This window comes from Bythopirellula goksoeyrii, from assembly GCF_008065115.1.
Taxonomy (GTDB): Bacteria; Planctomycetota; Planctomycetia; order Pirellulales; family Lacipirellulaceae; genus Bythopirellula; species Bythopirellula goksoeyrii.
In genome coordinates this window covers 3,454,347-3,471,965 of record NZ_CP042913.1, presented here as the reverse complement: position 1 = coordinate 3,471,965, position 17,619 = coordinate 3,454,347, and the positions used below count along the sequence as shown (strand labels likewise).

The 17,619-nt window shown below is 52.3% G+C and carries 9 protein-coding genes; 8 read left to right on the top strand and 1 reads right to left on the bottom strand.

All coding sequences use genetic code 11. From position 1 onward, the window contains the following. Positions 1–193: 193 nt before the first annotated feature. Positions 194–514 (bottom strand): HU family DNA-binding protein, encoded by a 321-nt coding sequence (locus Pr1d_RS13840; protein ID WP_148074084.1) that lies wholly within the window; start codon positions 512–514, stop codon positions 194–196. A gap of 540 nt (positions 515–1,054) precedes the next feature. Here Pr1d_RS13840 and Pr1d_RS13835 point away from each other — a divergent pair. The 8 genes from Pr1d_RS13835 to Pr1d_RS13800 all read left to right on the top strand — a co-directional run bounded on the left by Pr1d_RS13835 (position 1,055) and on the right by Pr1d_RS13800 (position 17,619). Next, positions 1,055–5,659 (top strand): outer membrane protein assembly factor BamB family protein, encoded by a 4,605-nt coding sequence (locus Pr1d_RS13835; RefSeq protein WP_168205224.1) that lies wholly within the window; start codon positions 1,055–1,057, stop codon positions 5,657–5,659. A gap of 255 nt (positions 5,660–5,914) precedes the next feature. After that, positions 5,915–6,898, top strand: a complete 984-nt coding sequence (locus Pr1d_RS13830) for a prenyltransferase/squalene oxidase repeat-containing protein (RefSeq protein ID WP_148074082.1) — start codon at positions 5,915–5,917, stop codon at positions 6,896–6,898. 43 nt (positions 6,899–6,941) lie between these two features. Beyond that, the gene (locus Pr1d_RS13825; protein WP_148074081.1) at positions 6,942–7,997 is read left to right on the top strand and encodes an AAA family ATPase; all 1,056 of its coding nucleotides are present in this window, start codon (positions 6,942–6,944) and stop codon (positions 7,995–7,997) included. Further along, a complete protein-coding gene (locus Pr1d_RS13820; protein WP_148074080.1) occupies positions 7,963–8,868 on the top strand; it encodes a DUF58 domain-containing protein in 906 nt (301 codons plus the stop codon). The genes Pr1d_RS13825 and Pr1d_RS13820 overlap by 35 nt, the downstream gene beginning before the upstream one ends. A 91-nt stretch (positions 8,869–8,959) precedes the next feature. Further along, on the top strand, positions 8,960–11,179 hold the full coding sequence (locus tag Pr1d_RS13815; protein WP_148074079.1) for a BatA domain-containing protein: 2,220 nt from the start codon (positions 8,960–8,962) through the stop codon (positions 11,177–11,179). Continuing rightward, complete coding sequence (locus tag Pr1d_RS13810) at positions 11,176–13,653, top strand: vWA domain-containing protein (RefSeq protein WP_168205223.1); 2,478 nt, start codon at positions 11,176–11,178, stop codon at positions 13,651–13,653. Before Pr1d_RS13815 ends, Pr1d_RS13810 begins: the two co-directional genes overlap by 4 nt. A gap of 8 nt (positions 13,654–13,661) precedes the next feature. Next, positions 13,662–15,899, top strand: a complete 2,238-nt coding sequence (locus Pr1d_RS13805) for a DUF4175 domain-containing protein (RefSeq protein ID WP_148074077.1) — start codon at positions 13,662–13,664, stop codon at positions 15,897–15,899. 22 nt (positions 15,900–15,921) lie between these two features. After that, positions 15,922–17,619 (top strand): coiled-coil domain-containing protein, encoded by a 1,698-nt coding sequence (locus Pr1d_RS13800; protein ID WP_148074076.1) that lies wholly within the window; start codon positions 15,922–15,924, stop codon positions 17,617–17,619.

The window sequence follows — 17,619 nt, the reverse complement described above, 5'->3', positions numbered from 1 at the left end:
ATTCTAGATGGCTTAGTTCTTTCAAGTCGACAAAGTGGAAAGAGAAAACTACTGCGCATAGAAAAAGCCCGCTGGTTCGAACCACTTCGCTGAACAAAGCAGCAAAGTAAGGACGATTCAGCGGACTCTTGTAGCTCTACCTGGTGTGAGAGCCACCTCAAGGGTTTTTTGCCACACCAGCGAGTCGCTTCGCTTAAACCATATCCTTCAGTTTCTTAAGCGGGCGGATCTTGATAATGTTGCGGGCCGGCTTGGCCTTGAACATTGTCTTTTCTCCGGTGAAGGGGTTGATGCCTTCGCGTGCCGGCGTGGCAGGCTTCTTCTGAACAACGATCTTGCACAAGCCAGGAATCGTGAAGGTCTCGGGACCCTTCTTGCCTAGTGCTTTGGTGATCTCGTCATTTAGTGCGTCGAAAACCGCGCTGACGTCTTTCTTCGTCAGGCCGGTTGCCTCAGCGACATTCGCATAGATCTCGGTCTTGGTTGGTGGTTTTTTTGCAGCAACTTTCGCCATGTTAGGAAACCCTCCTTAGTGCTCTGAAGTGGAAAGGGGTGTCAGGATTACATTGAACCCTAGCACCAAAATATTGTTCAACGTGCTGATTTAATGCCTGCTGGCAGGAAAAAACAAGCCGTATTTGGTCATATTGGCTAGAAAAATAGGGTTTTTAGTCAAAATTGTCGCTGGCGCACCCAGTTCTTGCCTCGGCGGACTCCCATCCCGTGTTGAGAATCGTGGCCACGGAGTGCTGTATCGGAACGAAGTTGCCCCAATCGCAAAACGAGCTAAAATGAAATGCTGAAAGGGTTTAGGAAAAAACAAGAACTCTGAAATGGCCGTTTTCTAACCTGAAATGGAAGGAAGGGAACGATTATTCCTGCCAAAATGTCTAAATCTTGGCTAATTCAGACTTTTGACCCCCTAAAATTCCCTTCAAGGACTCGCTTGCCGAAGAACCTGTCGGTCAGTCGGTTGGAACCGATTTTAAGGGTCGTCAAAATCTATATGAGATCAAGAACCAACATGCTGTGTTGCCTAATAAGCAGATTCGAGATGTCCCGATTGACGCTGCTCATCGCAGTAGCCCTCGTGAGCATGCAATCGAGTCTCATTGTTGAACAGGGAGCTGCTCAACAACAGATCATTACGCAACAAGAGAACATAGGGTCTGATGCTTTTGACCTCTACTCCGATCGAAAGCTGTCGCGCGGTATAGAACGCGCCCGTGAGCGGATTTCTGAAGGCGAATTCTCACAGGCAATACGATTTCTGGACGAGGTTCTGGCAGATCCTCAAGATTCGTTTGCTGATGTCGCCGATTCTGAAGACTATCAAGGCTTGAAAAACACTGCGAGCAAGATGATTCGTGATTTGCCGCCCGACGGCATCGAACTCTACGAATCAATGTTCGGCCCGTTGGCTCGCAAGAAACTAGGAGAGGCAGTCGGAAGCGGGAACTTTGCGGATGTACGCGCGGTGAGTCAGCGATATTTTTATACCTCTGCTGGCTTCGAAGCAGCGATTTTATTAGCCCAACACGAAGCGGATCGGGGAGAGCACCTAGCCGCTAACCTTATTTATCAGCGACTTCTGGATACTCCTCGGGCCGCTCTAATTCTGGAACCTCAGCTGAGTCTCCTTGCTGCAAAAAGTTTGCTGGTTTTAGGTCGCAAGGATCGGGCGGAGGACTTACTCGAGAGGATTCCTGGCTTCAAAGGCAATCGGAGCCCTAGTGTGGTCGTTGCTGGCCGCCAACAAAGCCTAAGTGGCCGCCCCCTTGATTGGTTCGACAAGGAAATCGGTATTCCCAATCCACTGGGCACACCACTAGAAAGAGAATGGTTGCTTGCAGGAGGAAATACGGCTCGCAACGGAAGAAGCGAAGGAGGTTTGCCACACACACGCGTTCGTTGGCAGGCCCGCCTGTTGAATCGGCCCCAATTTGAAGACATCTACGATGACATTGTGGATTCCCTGGAACAGCGCCAAAAGCCGCTCTCCACGGCAGGAACTCCCTTGGCAATTGCCAATACGATAGTTGCAGCGACTGCTCACAATGTGGTTGCATTTGATTTTCTCACTGGCAAACGAGTGTGGCAGACGCAGCCTCAACGTGTCGCGGAATTCGAACAGTTACTGGCCCTCAATGAAGAAGCATCGCAAAACGATACCAACCTGGAATTGGCTCAGGCATTCGCACGCCGGATATGGAATGACTATCTCTACAATTCGATCAGTAGTGATGGCAAGCGAGTGTTTGTCATTCGCGACATATCACTGACCCAATTTGCCGAACAAGACATTTGGGCACTACCCTTTCGTGGTGGCGGATTCTCAGCCGAAACTCCAGAGTCTTCGAATCGACTCTGTGCCTATGAATTGGCCACGCAAGGCAAGCTCGTATGGGAAATTGACGGGGCAGCGAGAACGGACGAACTAGCTGGTGCATTCTTTCTCGGAGCGCCCATTGCGGTGAACAACCACCTGTATTGCATGGCTGAGATTAAGAGTTCCATTCATCTTGTTGCGATAGATCAGAACACTGGCCAATTGCTCTGGCTTCAGCAGTTAGCGGATTTACATTCGGGAATAACCCTAGATCCTCAGCGCCGGCTGCAAGGTGCCATTCCTTCGTACGATTCCGGTATATTGGTATGCCCCACGAGCGCAGGTGTCGTTGTTGGTTACAATCTTGAGATGAATTCCATCGCCTGGCATTTTCAGTACGAAAACAACCGCTCTACTCTAGAATACCTCAGACGGTCTCGAGGAAGGGCACGAGAAGCCCCCGGCGAATGGATTGACGGAAGTGTGATTTTGGCCGATGGATGCGCCCTATTGTCACCTCCAGAAGCAGATGGTCTCTATTGCCTCGATCTCTTAACAGGAAAACTGCTTTGGGAGCGAAAACGCGGTGATGGTATTTTCGTGGCAGGAGTTGACCAGGGGCTCGTGCTGATCGTTGGAACGCACAATGTGACCGCGGTATCTTTAGAAGATGGTCAACCCGTCTGGGAAAAAGAAAAGCTCGCATTGCCGAGTGCCACAAGCCCTACTGGTCGCGGGTTCTTTAGTGCGGAAAAATATTTCTTGCCTCTCTCTAACAGCCAGGTGGTGGCAATCGACTTGAAGAAGGGAGTCATAGCCGATCGAGTAATCGCCCGGTCCGGAGCAACCCTCGGAAATCTAATATCGCACCGTGGAGCGATTCTATCGCAAAACGGGCGGTTTCTCGAATGTTTCGACCAGATCGATGTGCTTCGCCGGATGACAGAGGCAAGATTGGCTAAGAACCCTGCTGATTCTGAAGCACTAAGGACTTTGGGCGAAATTACGTTTAACGAGGGAAACTTGGCGAAGGCTATCGAATACCTGGAGAAAGCGGATTCACTCTCTCCCGGAAATCTGCGGACGCACGAGGTACTAAGTGAATGCCTTTTGGAAGCGCTGGCGAAAGATTTCACTTCTTATCAAGATCGCATCCCAAAATTGAGAGAATTATTGGCCTCTTCGCCTGATCAAACACTCAAGCTTCAACGAATCGAATCTGCGGGTCTCGTTGAAATCGATAAGCTTTGGGATGCCTTCTTAGTCTGCTTAGAGATATTCCACGCCGATCACACCGGCAGTGAATTGCAGCAGATCGACTCGGAATACGACACAAGCATCGCCAGTTGGACCAAAGCACAGACAGCAATAATCTGGCGCCTTGCCGATCAAGAAACGCAAGAGAAAATCGCTGATAGTCTGGCTCAGACTCGAAGGGATCTGTCCTCTGAACAAGGAGTTGCTGGATTGAAATCCTTTGTGGCCAACTTCGGAGGCATTGATGAACTAGTTGAAAACACAACACTTGAGATTTCCCGCAATCTCCTGAACGAACAGCAATTGCTTGCAGCACAACAAGGTCTGTTGGACTTCGCCTCTTTGAACCAGAACCGCATAAACGACAACAGCTCTGAACGCGAGGCAATTGCTAGTCTCTCCAAGATCCTCCACCAAACCGATCTTAAGCGACTCGCCCGTCCTTACGATGATGAATTGGCTGGACAACTTGCAGATGTCGTCTGTCTAGATGGCAAAACGGGCTTGCAGTGCGTCGAGAGTTGGGCAGATGTCAATGCGCTAAAAGACTCGCCTTGGCCGTATGGCCAAGTTCAAGTCGAAATGCTGACACAAGAAAAAACCGCGGTGAACCACCGGGTCAACGTTCGAACTCCCTTGGCCGAAGTGCGGCTGGAGCATGGCGACGACCTCCTGAGCCGGTGCAACATCTTTTATTCCTCTCGAGTCGCAGAATTGATAATCCGTGATTCCCTGGGAAATGAAGTGTCCCGTCAGATGCTCGGCGAGCAAGAGCGCCAGGTATTACACGGGGGGGTCTATGGAGTCGCTCGTGGGAATCTTTTGATCCTTTCCCTAGGACAGTTGATTGTCGCCGTAGATACGCTTGCACCCCGATCAGAAAATGGAGGTGCTGTATTATGGCGAAAACGCATCTCACGCAATCCTAGTCAACAGAGGTTTTATGGGGGATACGATTCCCCACCAAAACCGTCGAATCCTTATTCCTCGGGTACACCACGAGTTCAAGTGGATGGCAAATGGATCGGTGTGATTGGCCCTGTGACACGTGATAGCTTTGTCTATCAGGACCAGCGCGGACTTCATTGCGTTCACCCTCTAACCGGCGAAATCCTCTGGAGTCGCACCGATACTCCGAACGCTTGCAACCTTTTTGGCAACGATCAAGTGGTGATAGCAATGGAGGACTCCAGCAACAAGGCTCACGTGTACAACCTTCTCGACGGGCGAAGCCTGGGGCAAGTGGATGTTCCTCTCTGGCGAGAACAATTAGCTACTCACGGCACCGACATATTCGCATGGCAACGATCTAAGGGAGGTCACCACGAATTGCTTTCCATGGATGTCTTGACCGGGAAGACCAACTGGAAAAAAGAGTTCCCTGCTGGTTCTCAAATCGATATCGCGAAAAAAAGGTATGTGGCTATCGCAGATCCGAGCGGGAACTATCAGATCGTTGATGCCTACGATGGTGCACTCATAGTCGATTATCACGGAGGTGAGCAAGCAAGAGCCAGGAAAGTTTACCTCTTTGCAGGAGCTGACACTTTTACCGTTGCGGTAGAACAACGGCACAAAGAATCGTCCGAGGACAGACGAACCTGGGTGAACTTCCCAGACTACAAGTCTTTCGATGGAGAACTTATGGCATTCGATGCTGCTACGGGCTCACCGATGTGGTCGCGTCCGGCCCAGGTTCGCCAAGAAGCACTCATGTTGTCACAGCCACCAGACTCACCGGTAATTTCTTTTGCACGTTTTTATCGTGTGCAGGGGGGGGGTGGCACCAAGCCATTGGCCAGCATCTTGCTGTTAGAGAAGGCATCAGGGAGAGTTCTCTTCGCCGACGAGGCCGTGCAGAATTCGGGGAATATGTGCCTTGTTTCAGCAGATGAATCATCTCACGAAGTTTCCCTGGAGATGATCAATCGCACAGTGAAGTTGAGATTTACCGATTTGCCACGTCCACCAGAGCCTCCTGCTACGGTCGAGGCAAACAATCGCGACAAGAGTGGTACTCAGGGGCTCAATCGTATCCTAGAGCGATTTCGCAAGGCTGTTGATCCTTTTTAGGCGAATACTCTGGAGCCCAACTTTCGAACCGCAGTTTTCTTCCTACGCACCGAGGGATATAAATACAAAGCCTGCGAAGTGCGACAGTCGTGAACGGGTAGAATTTAAACTTTCATGAATCAATTCAAACTTTTAACTAGAGATCCGAATCGCTTGATTGCAAAACGAAGTAGGTTTTATGCTGTATCGCGTGATTCGCGGGCAATCCAATTTTTTGTTGGGTTTGCATTGAGCGTTTCTTTACTATGCGAATCGATGCCCCGTGCTGTCGGCAAGGTTACGCCCCAAGTAAAGGAACGTGTTGAACAAGGCCTCGACTGGCTTGCCTATCAACAAGAGAAGCTCGGGCATTGGTCTGCACAGGGTCGCTATCCTACAGCAATGACTTCCTTGGCGGGCCTGGCATTCCTGTGTGAAGGATCGACGACCACACAAGGAAAGTACTCAGAAAACTTGCGACGGGCTGTCGATTTTCTCGTCCGCCGTAGTCGTCCCAACGGGCTTATCGGCGACCAGGATGACGACCGCTATACCTATGGTCATGGATTTGCCATGTTGTTTCTCTCTCAAATCTTGGGCGAGGAGGAGGACCTCGAACGCCGTGAGGATTTGATTCGTGTGCTGTCGCAAGCCGTGATTTTTACTGGCCAGGCTCAAACCAATGCAGGTGGCTGGGGCTATGTTAGCGCCAAGGACGGAAGCGGTTTCGACGAAGGTTCAACTACTATCACCCAAGTTCAAGGCTTAAGAGGCTGCCGCAACGCCGGAATATCTGTTCCGAAGGAAATCATCGACAAAGCGATTGAGTACATCCATCGCTGTACACTTAGTGACGGCGGCGTACAGTACAGTTCCAAAGGAGGTGGCGCTCGCCCAGCGATTACCGCGGCGGCAATCGCATGCTTATACAATGCCGGCCAATACGATGACGAATATGTACCGCGCATGTTGGAATATTGCGAAAAGAACTTAAAGCCGGACGTCCAAGACAGTTTCGGACATTGGCACTACGCTCATTTTTATTATTCGCAAGTCGAGTATCGGCAAGGTGGTGAGCAGTGGAATACGTATCTTGACTCCATCTCACGACGACTATTGCGAGAAGTGAAGTTACTGAAAATCGGCGATGATACGGTGGCAGTTTGGGAACAGGGAATGGTTGGACCCGTTTATACAACGGCGCTCAACTTGATCATCCTACAACTCGACAAAGCGTCCCTGCCGATTTATCAGCGTTAAACTGAAAAAGATTCTTACATAATTGGAAAGAGGCAACCCACGAATGAGTCCCCCCCAACCGGTGCATGAAAACGGACAAGTCATCGAGCGACTCGCAACGGCTATCGATGATATCAGGGCGCAATTGCGCCAAGTCATTGTGGGTCAAGAGGAAGTCGTCGATCAATTGCTGATCAGCCTCTTCAGTCGCGGCCACTGTATGCTCGAAGGTGTGCCGGGGCTGGCTAAGACATTGTTGATTAGCACGCTCTCACGAACTCTCAATCTTTCCTTTAGCCGTATCCAGTTTACCCCCGACCTGATGCCTGCCGATATTACCGGCACAGACATTATCGAAGAGAACCGCTCGACCGGCCAGCGCGATCTACGATTTCTGGAAGGACCGCTCTTTTCAAATATCATTCTAGCTGACGAGATCAATCGCACCCCGCCCAAAACTCAAGCCGCCCTGCTTGAGGCAATGCAAGAACGCCAAGTGACCGTCGGTCGAATTCGCCATCAGTTGTCGGATCCTTTCTTTGTACTGGCCACTCAGAACCCTATCGAGCAAGAGGGAACCTACCCTCTACCCGAGGCCCAGCAAGACCGCTTCATGTTCAAAGTATTGGTGACCTACCCCAGCTTTGATGAAGAGTTTGAGGTTGCCCGCCGCACCACAACGACTCCCCACGACACGATTGTGCCCGTGGTGGCTCCTGAGGAAATTCTCGCACTCCAAAAACTGGTTCGCGAAGTCCCTGTGTCTGACCATGTGATTCGCTACACACTTTCCTTGGTTCGCCAAACCCGTGTTCACGAAGAAGGCGTGCCAGACTTCATCGTCGATCAACTAGCATGGGGTGCCGGACCACGGGCGGTGCAATTCTTGATAATCGGTGCCAAAGCAAGGGCTCTCATGAATCGGCGGTCCCATGTCACTGTGGCCGACATCCAGGCATTGGCCAAGCCCGTCTTACGACATCGGATCGTCGTTAACTTTGCCGCCGAGAGCGATGGCATCACTTCGGATAAGGTCATTGATTCTCTGCTTGCCGCTACGCCAACCCAGGAGGACGAATTGGCCAATGACGCCCGATTCCAAGCGATTTTTGCATCCTGAGGCCATCCGGCGAATCAGCCGACTTGAACTTCGCGCTCGGCACATTGTCGAAGGCTTGCAGACCGGTATGCACCGAAGTCCCTACTTTGGGCAGTCGGTGGAGTTTTTGCAGCATCGGCAGTACGTCCCCGGCGATGACCTTCGTCACGTCGATTGGAAGGTCTGGGCCAAACAAGACCGATTGTATATCAAGCAATTCGAAGAAGAGACCAACATGCACTGTACGCTGTTGGTCGACGTATCTGCCAGCATGCAGTACGGCAACGGTCCATTGAATAAATACGAGTATGCCGCGACCGTCGCCACGAGCCTGGCGTACCTGTTACTCAAACAGCACGACTCCGTAGCATGCATTGCATTTGACGACCATATTCGTGCGCGTTCTCCGCTCAGCAGTTCGCAGAAACATCTGCACGCGATCGTCAGAACCCTCGATGCCAACCAGCCTGATCAGAAAACTGATGCAGGAGCCGTTCTGACCGAAATCGCTGAGAGCAGTCCTCGCCGCGGAATGATGATAGTCGTCTCCGATTTATTAGGAGACGTCGAATCGACACTGCGTGGCCTGAGACTCCTGCGGCAGCGTGGTCACGACGTATTACTGCTGCACATTATGGATGATGATGAGCTCGATTTCCCGTTCGATGGTCCGACACGATTCGAGGGGCTTGAGCTGCCTGACCACCTCAACTGCAATCCTCGGGCGCTACGCGAAGGCTATTTAGCGTCTCTGGACCGGTTTCTGGCGGACCTGCGCCACGGGTGTGCCAAAAATGAGGTCGATTACGCGCTGATCCGTACAAGCGACCCCTTGGACGCGGCACTAGCTGCTTTTTTGTGCCACCGTACTGCAGCCGAGCGAATTCACTGAGTAGGGTGGGCATCGCCCACCAAATCACAAGTATTTTTTCGAACAAATAAGTGGTGGGCGATGCCCACCCTACCGCCTAGGACAAATCGTTTTGAGTTTTTTGTTTCAATCGCTGCTTTCTATTGGCCTGCCCTTAGTGGCACTGCCGCTGGTGATCCACTTGATCAACCTGCGTCGGCACCAAAAGGTCAATTGGGCGGCCATGGATTTTCTGCTCGAAAGTCAAAAGCGAAACAAGAAATGGATCATGCTCCGCCAGCTCTTGCTGCTCTTGCTACGTACTTCAGCGATTGCCTTAGCAGTGCTGATGCTAGCCGGTCCAGTTCTGATGTCACAATGGGGAAGTCTCCTGGGAAGCGGTGTCACGCATCATGTGCTCCTGGTCGATGATAGCTATTCGATGGCCGACCGCTCGCAAGACTCCACAGGCTGGGACGAAGCGAAACGCGCCGTCAGTCAGATTCTCCAGCAAGCGACGGCCAAGGCGGGTACGCAAAAGATTACCCTGCTCCGTTTTTCCAGTGCAACGGACCTCTCAGCAGGCAACGAACTGAAATTTGCCAGTCGAACTCTTGATCGAGAAACAATCGAAGCAATCAACTCCGCTCTTGAGAGCGAACCGGTCACCGAAACTGCAGCAGGCCCCAGCGAAGCTTTTCAGGCGGCGCTTGCCTTGCCAGAAAGCGAAACCGGCGAGTCACGGATTGCGTACGTCATCTCTGATTTTCGTAGCACGCAGTGGACCGACAACAACCAAACCAGACAACTTCTAGGACAACTTCGCCAGCAAGTTGCGGACATGCACCTGGTCCAGTGTGTTGACCTCACGCATCCCAATCTTGCGATCACCCGTTTGGAGCCAGAGTCGGGGATCCGTGCTGCAGGTGTCGAAACTTGGATGGAAGTGAGCGTGTCTAACTTCGGCGACCAAGCTGCCGTTGCCGTCCCAGTAGCCGTCACGCAAGACGGTCATAAACTCCCTGCAGTAGAATTCGATGAAATCGCCCCTGGCCAAACGGTCACTCGGCGGTTTCGCATTTCTTTCCCCGACGCTGGCCCCCATCAGCTAACTGCCCAACTCCCCAGCGATGCCCTAGCAACTGACAACTCGCGATACTTTGCGTGCGACGTTCCCAATAGTTTTCCGCTCTTGGTAATCGATGGCTCTGGGGCGGGGGACGATTCCTACTATCTCCGCACAGCACTCAGCCCCGGCGGCTCAGCTAAACCCGGCTGGAGTCCCCGCGTTGAACCAGCGAGCTTCTTGAGAAATCACGATCAACTCGAGAAATTCGCCGCTATCTTTCTGCTCGATGTACCGCGTCTCGACGAATCCGAAGTCAGTGCATTGGAAGACTACATTCGCAGCGGAGGTGGGGTTGCCATTTTCCTGGGCACGGAAGTACAGCGATCATTTTACAACGAGCAACTCTATCGCGACGGCACGGGAATCATGCCTGTGGAACTGGATGTGCCAAATCAATTGCTTAGTGTTGGCGATGAAGAGACCCCCGATGTCGAGGTCGAAGACCACCCAGTGTTCCGTATTTTCTCAGGCCAACGAAACAGTTTTCTCTCCGTAGCCAAGGTAAATTTCTATTACGCGATCAAGCATCTACAAGACTTGCCTGGAGACACTCGCGTCTTGGCGCGACTGCGAAACGATGCGCCGTTTGTGGTCGAGAAAAAACTGGGCAAAGGTCGTGTCGTGGTACAGCTATGCAAATTGTCGCCAAGCCCCACCACGCTCGGTGTTTGGAGCAACTGGTGCGTGAATCCCGTCTTCCCGGTGGTCGCCAACGAGCTGGCTGGCTACCTGACTGCCGCCCGCCGCAACTTCGAGGTTCGAGAAGTCGGCAGCGAATTGAGTTTCAATCTCGCCGAAGATGAATACCAACCCGAAGTCATCGTTCGTGCTCCGCAGAGTGGCCAAGAAGAAGTCCTCAATCTCTCGACTCGCATAGAGGGCGGCAACTATGAGGTGGACGCCGGCAAAGGGAATGTCAGTGGCATCTGGCAATTTGAACTATCGCCATTGCAGCAGGCTAATGCTAGAAAATTCATCGCCGTCAATGTAGCTCCGAGCGAGGGAGACTTGAATCTATTGGATCGCGAAAACCTATCTGCCCAACTAGAAGGCATCGACTACCGATATTCGATCGCTTCGCAACTGACAGCATCAGAGGACCAACTTGCCGGTTTCCGACTTGGCGACACCTTCTTGGCTCTGCTTGTGATTGCTCTGATCGCAGAGCAATGCCTCGCCTACAAGGCAAGCTACCATGGTGGGGTGGGGGGGAGCAGTCGATGAACCCCTTGCTTGCGGTGACACCGAACGGAAATGCCCAACATTTCGTCACATGGGAACTACGCCGATTGGCCCAAGTCGACGATCCCCGACTACTTTGGTTCTTGTTGGGCGTAGGAGCACTGCTCATAGTCGCCTGTGTCATTTGGCTCTACCGGCGTGAGAGTGACACGATGTCTCCCTGGCTACGAATCCTGTTTCCCGCATTGCGCATTTCCGCCTGGTTGGGAGCGGCACTGTTTTTCTTGGGGTTGGAAAAGCGTATCGATCAACAGATCGTCTCAGACTCTCATGTCGCAGTACTGGTCGATACCAGCCAGAGTATGTCGGTTTCTGATCTGCAAGTTGCCGACGGGCAATCAGAATCGCGAGGAAAGGCCGTTGAGAATGCGCTGAAGGACTCCGAATTCCTGGACGCTTTGCGTCAGCAACACAAGGTTGAGCTAGCCACTTTCGATCGAGAGACCCATAAAGTGGCAAGTTGGAACCGCAACAAAAGCGAAATTGAGGAACTACAACCAACGGACCCCTCTGCTTCGGAGTCTTCTGCGGAAGAACTTGATTGGTCCGAACTACTCGAGCCCCGCGGCAGAGAAACGCGACTTGGTGATGCCCTTCGCAGTATGCTCAAGCAGCAGCGTACGGGCCAACTTGCCGGAGTCATTGTCATTACCGACGGGGATCAAAATACAGGCATCGACGCCCTTTCCCTATTCAACGCAGAAAATCGTTCCTCAGTGCCACTTTACACTGTTGGAGTTGGTTCTAGCGAGCCCCGCAGAAATGTCCGCATCCAGGAACTCAACGCTCCGGCACGAGTCTATCCCGAAGATCGCACGACCGTTACGGGTGTAATCCAAGCTGAAGGCTTTGCAGGCCGCTCTGCAAAAGTGCAACTCTACGCACGTGAGGCCCAATCACAGAATGCAGTCACTTCATTAGTCGAGGAGCAGGAAGTTCATTTCACCGACGAGCAACAAGTTGTCCCCGTGGAATTTGAGATAGAACCTGCCGCCATCGGCAGCTTGATTCTGGAAATGAAAGTTGCCGAATCTTCGGAAGATCAATACGCTGGCGACAATCGACGCGAAGTCGAATTGGAAGTCGTTGAAGCAAGCACGCGGGTGCTGCTGATCGCTGGCGGAGCGAGTCGAGACTACCAATTCTTACGAAACCAGTTGTATCGGGATCGACACGCCAAAGTCGATGTTTGGGTACAATCGGCCAGCGGTGCGGTTTCCCAAGAAGCCGATCAGATTCTTCACGAATTCCCTCAGACAAAAGAGGAACTCTACGAATACGACTGCATTGTCGCATTCGACCCCAATTGGGAATTCCTCGATGCACGTCAAGTTGATCTGTTGGAATCGTGGGTCGCCGAAGAAGCAGGAGGACTTATCGTTGTGGCGGGGCCAATTTATACCCTGAGTTGGTCACAGAGTCCCGAACACACGAAAATTCGCTCACTCTATCCTGTCGAGTTCCAGCGCCGCCTGACTCTACTCGATGACGGCCTCTATGGTTCGACGACCCCATGGCCGATCTTATTTACCCGCGAAGGGGAAGAAGCCGAGTTCCTTTCTCTGACCGATGATCCGAACGAAAGCCAGCTGCTCTGGTCGGAGTTCCCTGGGGTCTATGGATGCTATGCCGTGAAAGGTCCCAAGGCAGGCGCCCGCGTGCTGGGTTACTACGGTGATCCCGATGCCAGTCTCACCGCAGACTATCCAGTCTACATGGCTGAACAGTTTTATGGTGGAGGGCGCGTGTTTTACTTGGGGAGCGGAGAGCTTTGGCGATTGCGGGCTCTGGATCCAAGCCATTTCGAAGTTCTCACTACCCGCCTGATTCGACATGTCAGTCAGGGTAGACTCATGAAAGGGTCTTCGCGAGGCCGTCTACTCGTTGAACAAGACCGGTACGCAGTTGGTAGCGATGTGGTGGTGCGAGCTCAACTCCTCGCAGCAAGTCGCGAACCACTTCTCGCCGACAACGTTCTTGCAAGGGTTGTCAACGACCAGGGTGAAGGCCAGAACTTGTTGCTCAAGGCGGACAAGAGCCGACCGGGGAACTTTATCGGCCAATTTACCGTCAAACAGGCAGGATCGTATCGTATCGAACTTGCCGTACCGGACTCGGTCGACGAACAAATGGTGCGCAGAATCCAAGCTGTATTGCCCGATCTGGAGTTTGAGAATACCCAGCGCAACGATGAGTTGCTTGCTCAACTTGCGCAACTTTCCGATGGCAAATACTACACCAGTTTGGATCACGCGATTCATGGTGACGACAGCAGCAACGAAGAGAATATAATTCGCCCCATTGATCAACTGATCGAAAGCCGCGCAGAAACCCGCATTCTACGTGGCACGCCGGACACTGACTTTACGCAGTGGCTTAATAAAATACTGATGGGAGTAATCTGTGGTGCCCTCTGTTTGGAATGGTTGCTCCGCCGCTTGATGAAACTGGCTTGAAAGATCACATGTCGACCGTTGCCCTATCCTATACGATTCCGAAATTAGTTCGCAGCAAAGTTCGCTCGCTGCGCTGGCTAGTGCGAGGGTATGTCTTGGTAGAAGGATTGGCGACCGTGGTGATAGGTATCTGCCTCGCCTTCTGGCTGATGCTTTTTCTGGACTGGATGTTTGAGCCATCGCCGCTAGTCCGTGTTGTGTTCGGCATTGGCGTCATTCTTGCGATGGCTGTTCTAACCTGGAAGTCACTCCTGTCTAGACTTTTTGCGCGACTTCCGGATAGCAGCCTTGCCCTGTTGGTTGAGCGAAATTTTCCAGATATTCAACAAAGCCTCGTGACTACCATCCAAGGCCAACGTCATGCGGAGTCGCTGACTCCGACAGAGTCTGAATTACTTGAGCACACGAGTGCTGAAGCCAGCGCAAAACTCGCCCATGTGGAATTGAGTCAAATCTTCCGCTACGGCCCCCTGCTCTGGAAGTGTGCCATCGCTCTATTGCTCTGCGGATCGATTGCCGTTTTTGCAACAATACATACCGACGCGTTTGCATTTTTCCTCCAACGCATCCAGTTGTCTAACACCCCTTGGCCACGCCGGGTGCAACTGGCAGTGACAGGCTTCGACGAAGTCGATGGACAGCGCGTCATCAACATTGCACGAGACGACAATTTTGAGCTGAAAGTCCGAGCTTCACTCCTCGATGAACACGTTGCACCAGAACAAGTCGAAATCCGCTACCGACTACCGGACGGACGTCGGGGCCGAGATACGATGACACAGATTGGTCAGGCGCAAGCCGGCCAGGCTGATTCTCAACCATTTCAGTACGAATTCAAAAACCTCGCGTCCGATATCAGCTTTGATTTGATTGGAGGAGACGACCGCATCTACGATCTCCGTTTGCATGTGGTGGAGCGACCTCAGATCGTTCGTACCGAGTTGGAGTGTGAGTTCCCGGCCTATTTGCGGCGTGTTCCTCAGACACTCCCATTCAGTGGCCGTATCGAAATCCCACAAGGTACGCAGTCGATTTGCCAGATCGAAGTCAACAAATCCCTACGCGGTGTGCAAGTCTACGATTCGGGAACAAAAGAGCAACTCAACGCAAGCATGTCGGCAGACGATCCACGACGGTTCGCCATACCACTCGATACTGCCAAGATTGACCGCGTACTCTTGGTCGACGTACAAGACACTGACGGCGTTAGTAACCGAGAGCCCTACCGCCTAATGGTTTCGGTCGTTCCCGACGAAATCCCAGAAGTCGCCGTCCAACTGCGAGGCATTGGTTCAGCGGTGACTCCCCAGGCTACGATTCCATTTTCTGGGGCTATACGAGATGACTATGCCGTCACTTCGGCCTGGATCGAAGGACAAACGGACAAGCTTGAACCACAGCGCCGTGAATTACCTGCCTCATCCATTACTGGACGAGACATCGCAGAACTGGGCCGCTTTGATTTGGCAGCCACAAGTCCGCAAACGCATAAGAAAACTCTGGCCCTCAAGCCTGGCCAACAACTTACGCTGTCGGTGAAAGCTCAAGACGCCTACAACCTTGAGCAGGCCCCCCACATCGGTTCCAGCCAACGGTTTGTACTCGATGTAGTCACGGATTCCGAATTGCGGTCAATCTTAGAAAAGCGGGAACTGGGACTCCGCCAAAGATTTGAAGCAATCCACGAGAAAATGATTGCCACACGAGAATTGCTAACGCGAATCGAGCTTGAACCCAAATCAGATGAGGGCACTCCACTGGCTGAAGAAGATAAGGTTCTACGCCGGGAGCGAGACAAGCTTCGTGTGAGTGGCGTTTTGCAGAATATCACGCAGTTAACATTCGAAACTCTGGGAGTCGCCGAAGGTTTTGAGGACATAGTCATCGAACTAGAAAACAATCGGATTTCCACTGAGGAGTTGACTGAGCGGCTCCAGAACAATATCGCCGAGCCACTCCATGAAGTTGCTAAGAATCTCATGCCGAAACTGGAAACACAAGTGCTCAAATTACCCGCCGCTCTCGACGAAGCGCATGAAAATACCCGTGTCCAATCCGAGGCAATTATCCAATCCGACGTGGTAATTGAGGCAATGCAGCGAATTTTAGACCGCATGTTGGAACTTGAGAGTTACAATGAACTAGTGGAGTTACTGCGTGGCATCGTCACTGAGCAAAAGGAATTGAACGAAGCGACCCGCGCCCGGCGACTAGAAAAACTCCGCAGCCTGTTGGACGACGAATAGGAAGTGATACCAGGAATTAGTTATGCCCCCTCGCTTGCGTCATCACGGTAACACCTACATCCTTGCTTGGGTAACATTGCTTGCGATAGTTATTCCCTGCGCCGCGCAAGCGGCCGAGCAAGATTCTAATCCGAGCCCACCTCAACTGGCCGAGAAAGAAGCCGGCCTCGCCGAACAGTTTGATCGCTTGGAACTCTTGGCAGGCCGCCTGGCCGAGCTTTCCAAATCAACCCAGCCTCGGCGCGCAGAGCTATTGCGGCAACTGGTCGCAAAGAGCCGAGAGAAAGAATTGCCCGAACAGTTTCGATCAGTCATCGACGCACTTAAGCAAGACCGACTCAGCGAGGCCAGTGAAGTCCAAACTTCATTGCATTCTGAACTGCAAGCCATGCTGGAGTTATTGCTCCAGGAGGATCGCGATCGGCAAATCGAATCTCAGACCAAGAGAATTAGCAAGTATCTGGCCGAGTTAAATAAGCTCATTCGCCAGCAACGCGGCATAAAGGCCCGCACCGCAGGGGGTGATTCTCAGGAAGAACTGAGTGATGACCAAGGACGCACCGCGGAGTCTGCCGGCAAACTTGGTGAGCAGATTGCTGAGACCGAAGGTACCTCGAAACTATCGCCCAAGAGTTCAGAGTCAAAAAGTCAAGATGCGAGTCCTTCCTCTGAAGGCAAGTCCGCTGAAAGTTCCGAAACTCCTCCTGGTGATGCTTCCCCGTCGGAATCCTCTCCAGCGGAATCGAGTCCGAGCGAATCTTCCCCGTCGCAACCCTCACCCTCTTCCGGCGAACCCTCCGAAGGAAAGCCTAGCAAGTCCTCAGGACAACCTTCCCAAGGCCAGGGAAACAACTCCAGCGGTTCGCCTCAGAGTTCTGACCAAGAACAGCAACAGCAGAGCCCTGCCGACAGTGCTGTTGAGAAACTTAAGCAGGCGCAACAGCGGATGCAACAAGCCCAGGAACGACTCGATGAAGCTCAGCGAGACGAGTCCGTGAAAGAGCAGGAACAAGCCCTGCGGGATTTAGAACAAGCAAAAGCTGAGTTAGAGAAAATCCTCAGACAGCTGCGCGAAGAAGAACTAGAACGCATGCTTGTCATGCTCGAAGCCCGGCTACGCAAGATGCTTGAAGCACAGAACAACGTCTACGACCAAACCCTCAAACTCAACGAATCTGTTGATCGCGTTGCCGAGCATGAACTCGAGATTGCCTCGGCCACATTGGGTCGCAAGGAAGAACAAATCGTCGGAGAGGTCGATCGCGCATTGATCCTCCTAAAAGAAGATGGTTCTTCGGTTGCGTTTCCTGAAGCACTTCAGCAGGTCCGCGAAGACATGCAGACGGTTGCCGGTCGTTTGCGAAGTGTCAAGACCGATAAAATCACTCAAGCGGTAGAGCAGGATATTATTGAGACGCTAGAGGAGATGCTCGCCGCGTTGCAACAAGCCCTAAAAGAGATGCGCGAACAGCGTGCCAGCCAACAGCAAGGGGGGGGTGGCCAACCAGGGGAACAACCTCTGGTAGACCAATTGGCCGAATTGCGTATGATTCGAGCATTGCAGATGCGTGTGAATCGTCGAACGGAGTTTTATGCCACGCTCATAAAAGGGGATCAAGCTGAAGACGCAGAACTGCTCGAAGCGCTCGATCAGTTGTCAGAACGACAGGGTCACATCTTCGAGGCAACTCGCGATCTCCATCAGGGGGCCAACCAATAA

Bases quoted from the DNA above. Each gene is read 5' to 3' on its own strand.
- Pr1d_RS13840 (WP_148074084.1), bottom strand. From the start codon at position 514: ATGGCGAAAGTTGCTGCAAAAAAACCACCAACCAAGACCGAGATCTAT.
- Pr1d_RS13835 (WP_168205224.1), top strand. From the start codon at position 1,055: ATGTCCCGATTGACGCTGCTCATCGCAGTAGCCCTCGTGAGCATGCAA.
- Pr1d_RS13830 (WP_148074082.1), top strand. From the start codon at position 5,915: ATGCCCCGTGCTGTCGGCAAGGTTACGCCCCAAGTAAAGGAACGTGTT.
- Pr1d_RS13825 (WP_148074081.1), top strand. From the start codon at position 6,942: ATGAGTCCCCCCCAACCGGTGCATGAAAACGGACAAGTCATCGAGCGA.
- Pr1d_RS13820 (WP_148074080.1), top strand. From the start codon at position 7,963: ATGACGCCCGATTCCAAGCGATTTTTGCATCCTGAGGCCATCCGGCGA.
- Pr1d_RS13810 (WP_168205223.1), top strand. From the start codon at position 11,176: ATGAACCCCTTGCTTGCGGTGACACCGAACGGAAATGCCCAACATTTC.
- Pr1d_RS13805 (WP_148074077.1), top strand. From the start codon at position 13,662: ATGTCGACCGTTGCCCTATCCTATACGATTCCGAAATTAGTTCGCAGC.
- Pr1d_RS13800 (WP_148074076.1), top strand. From the start codon at position 15,922: ATGCCCCCTCGCTTGCGTCATCACGGTAACACCTACATCCTTGCTTGG.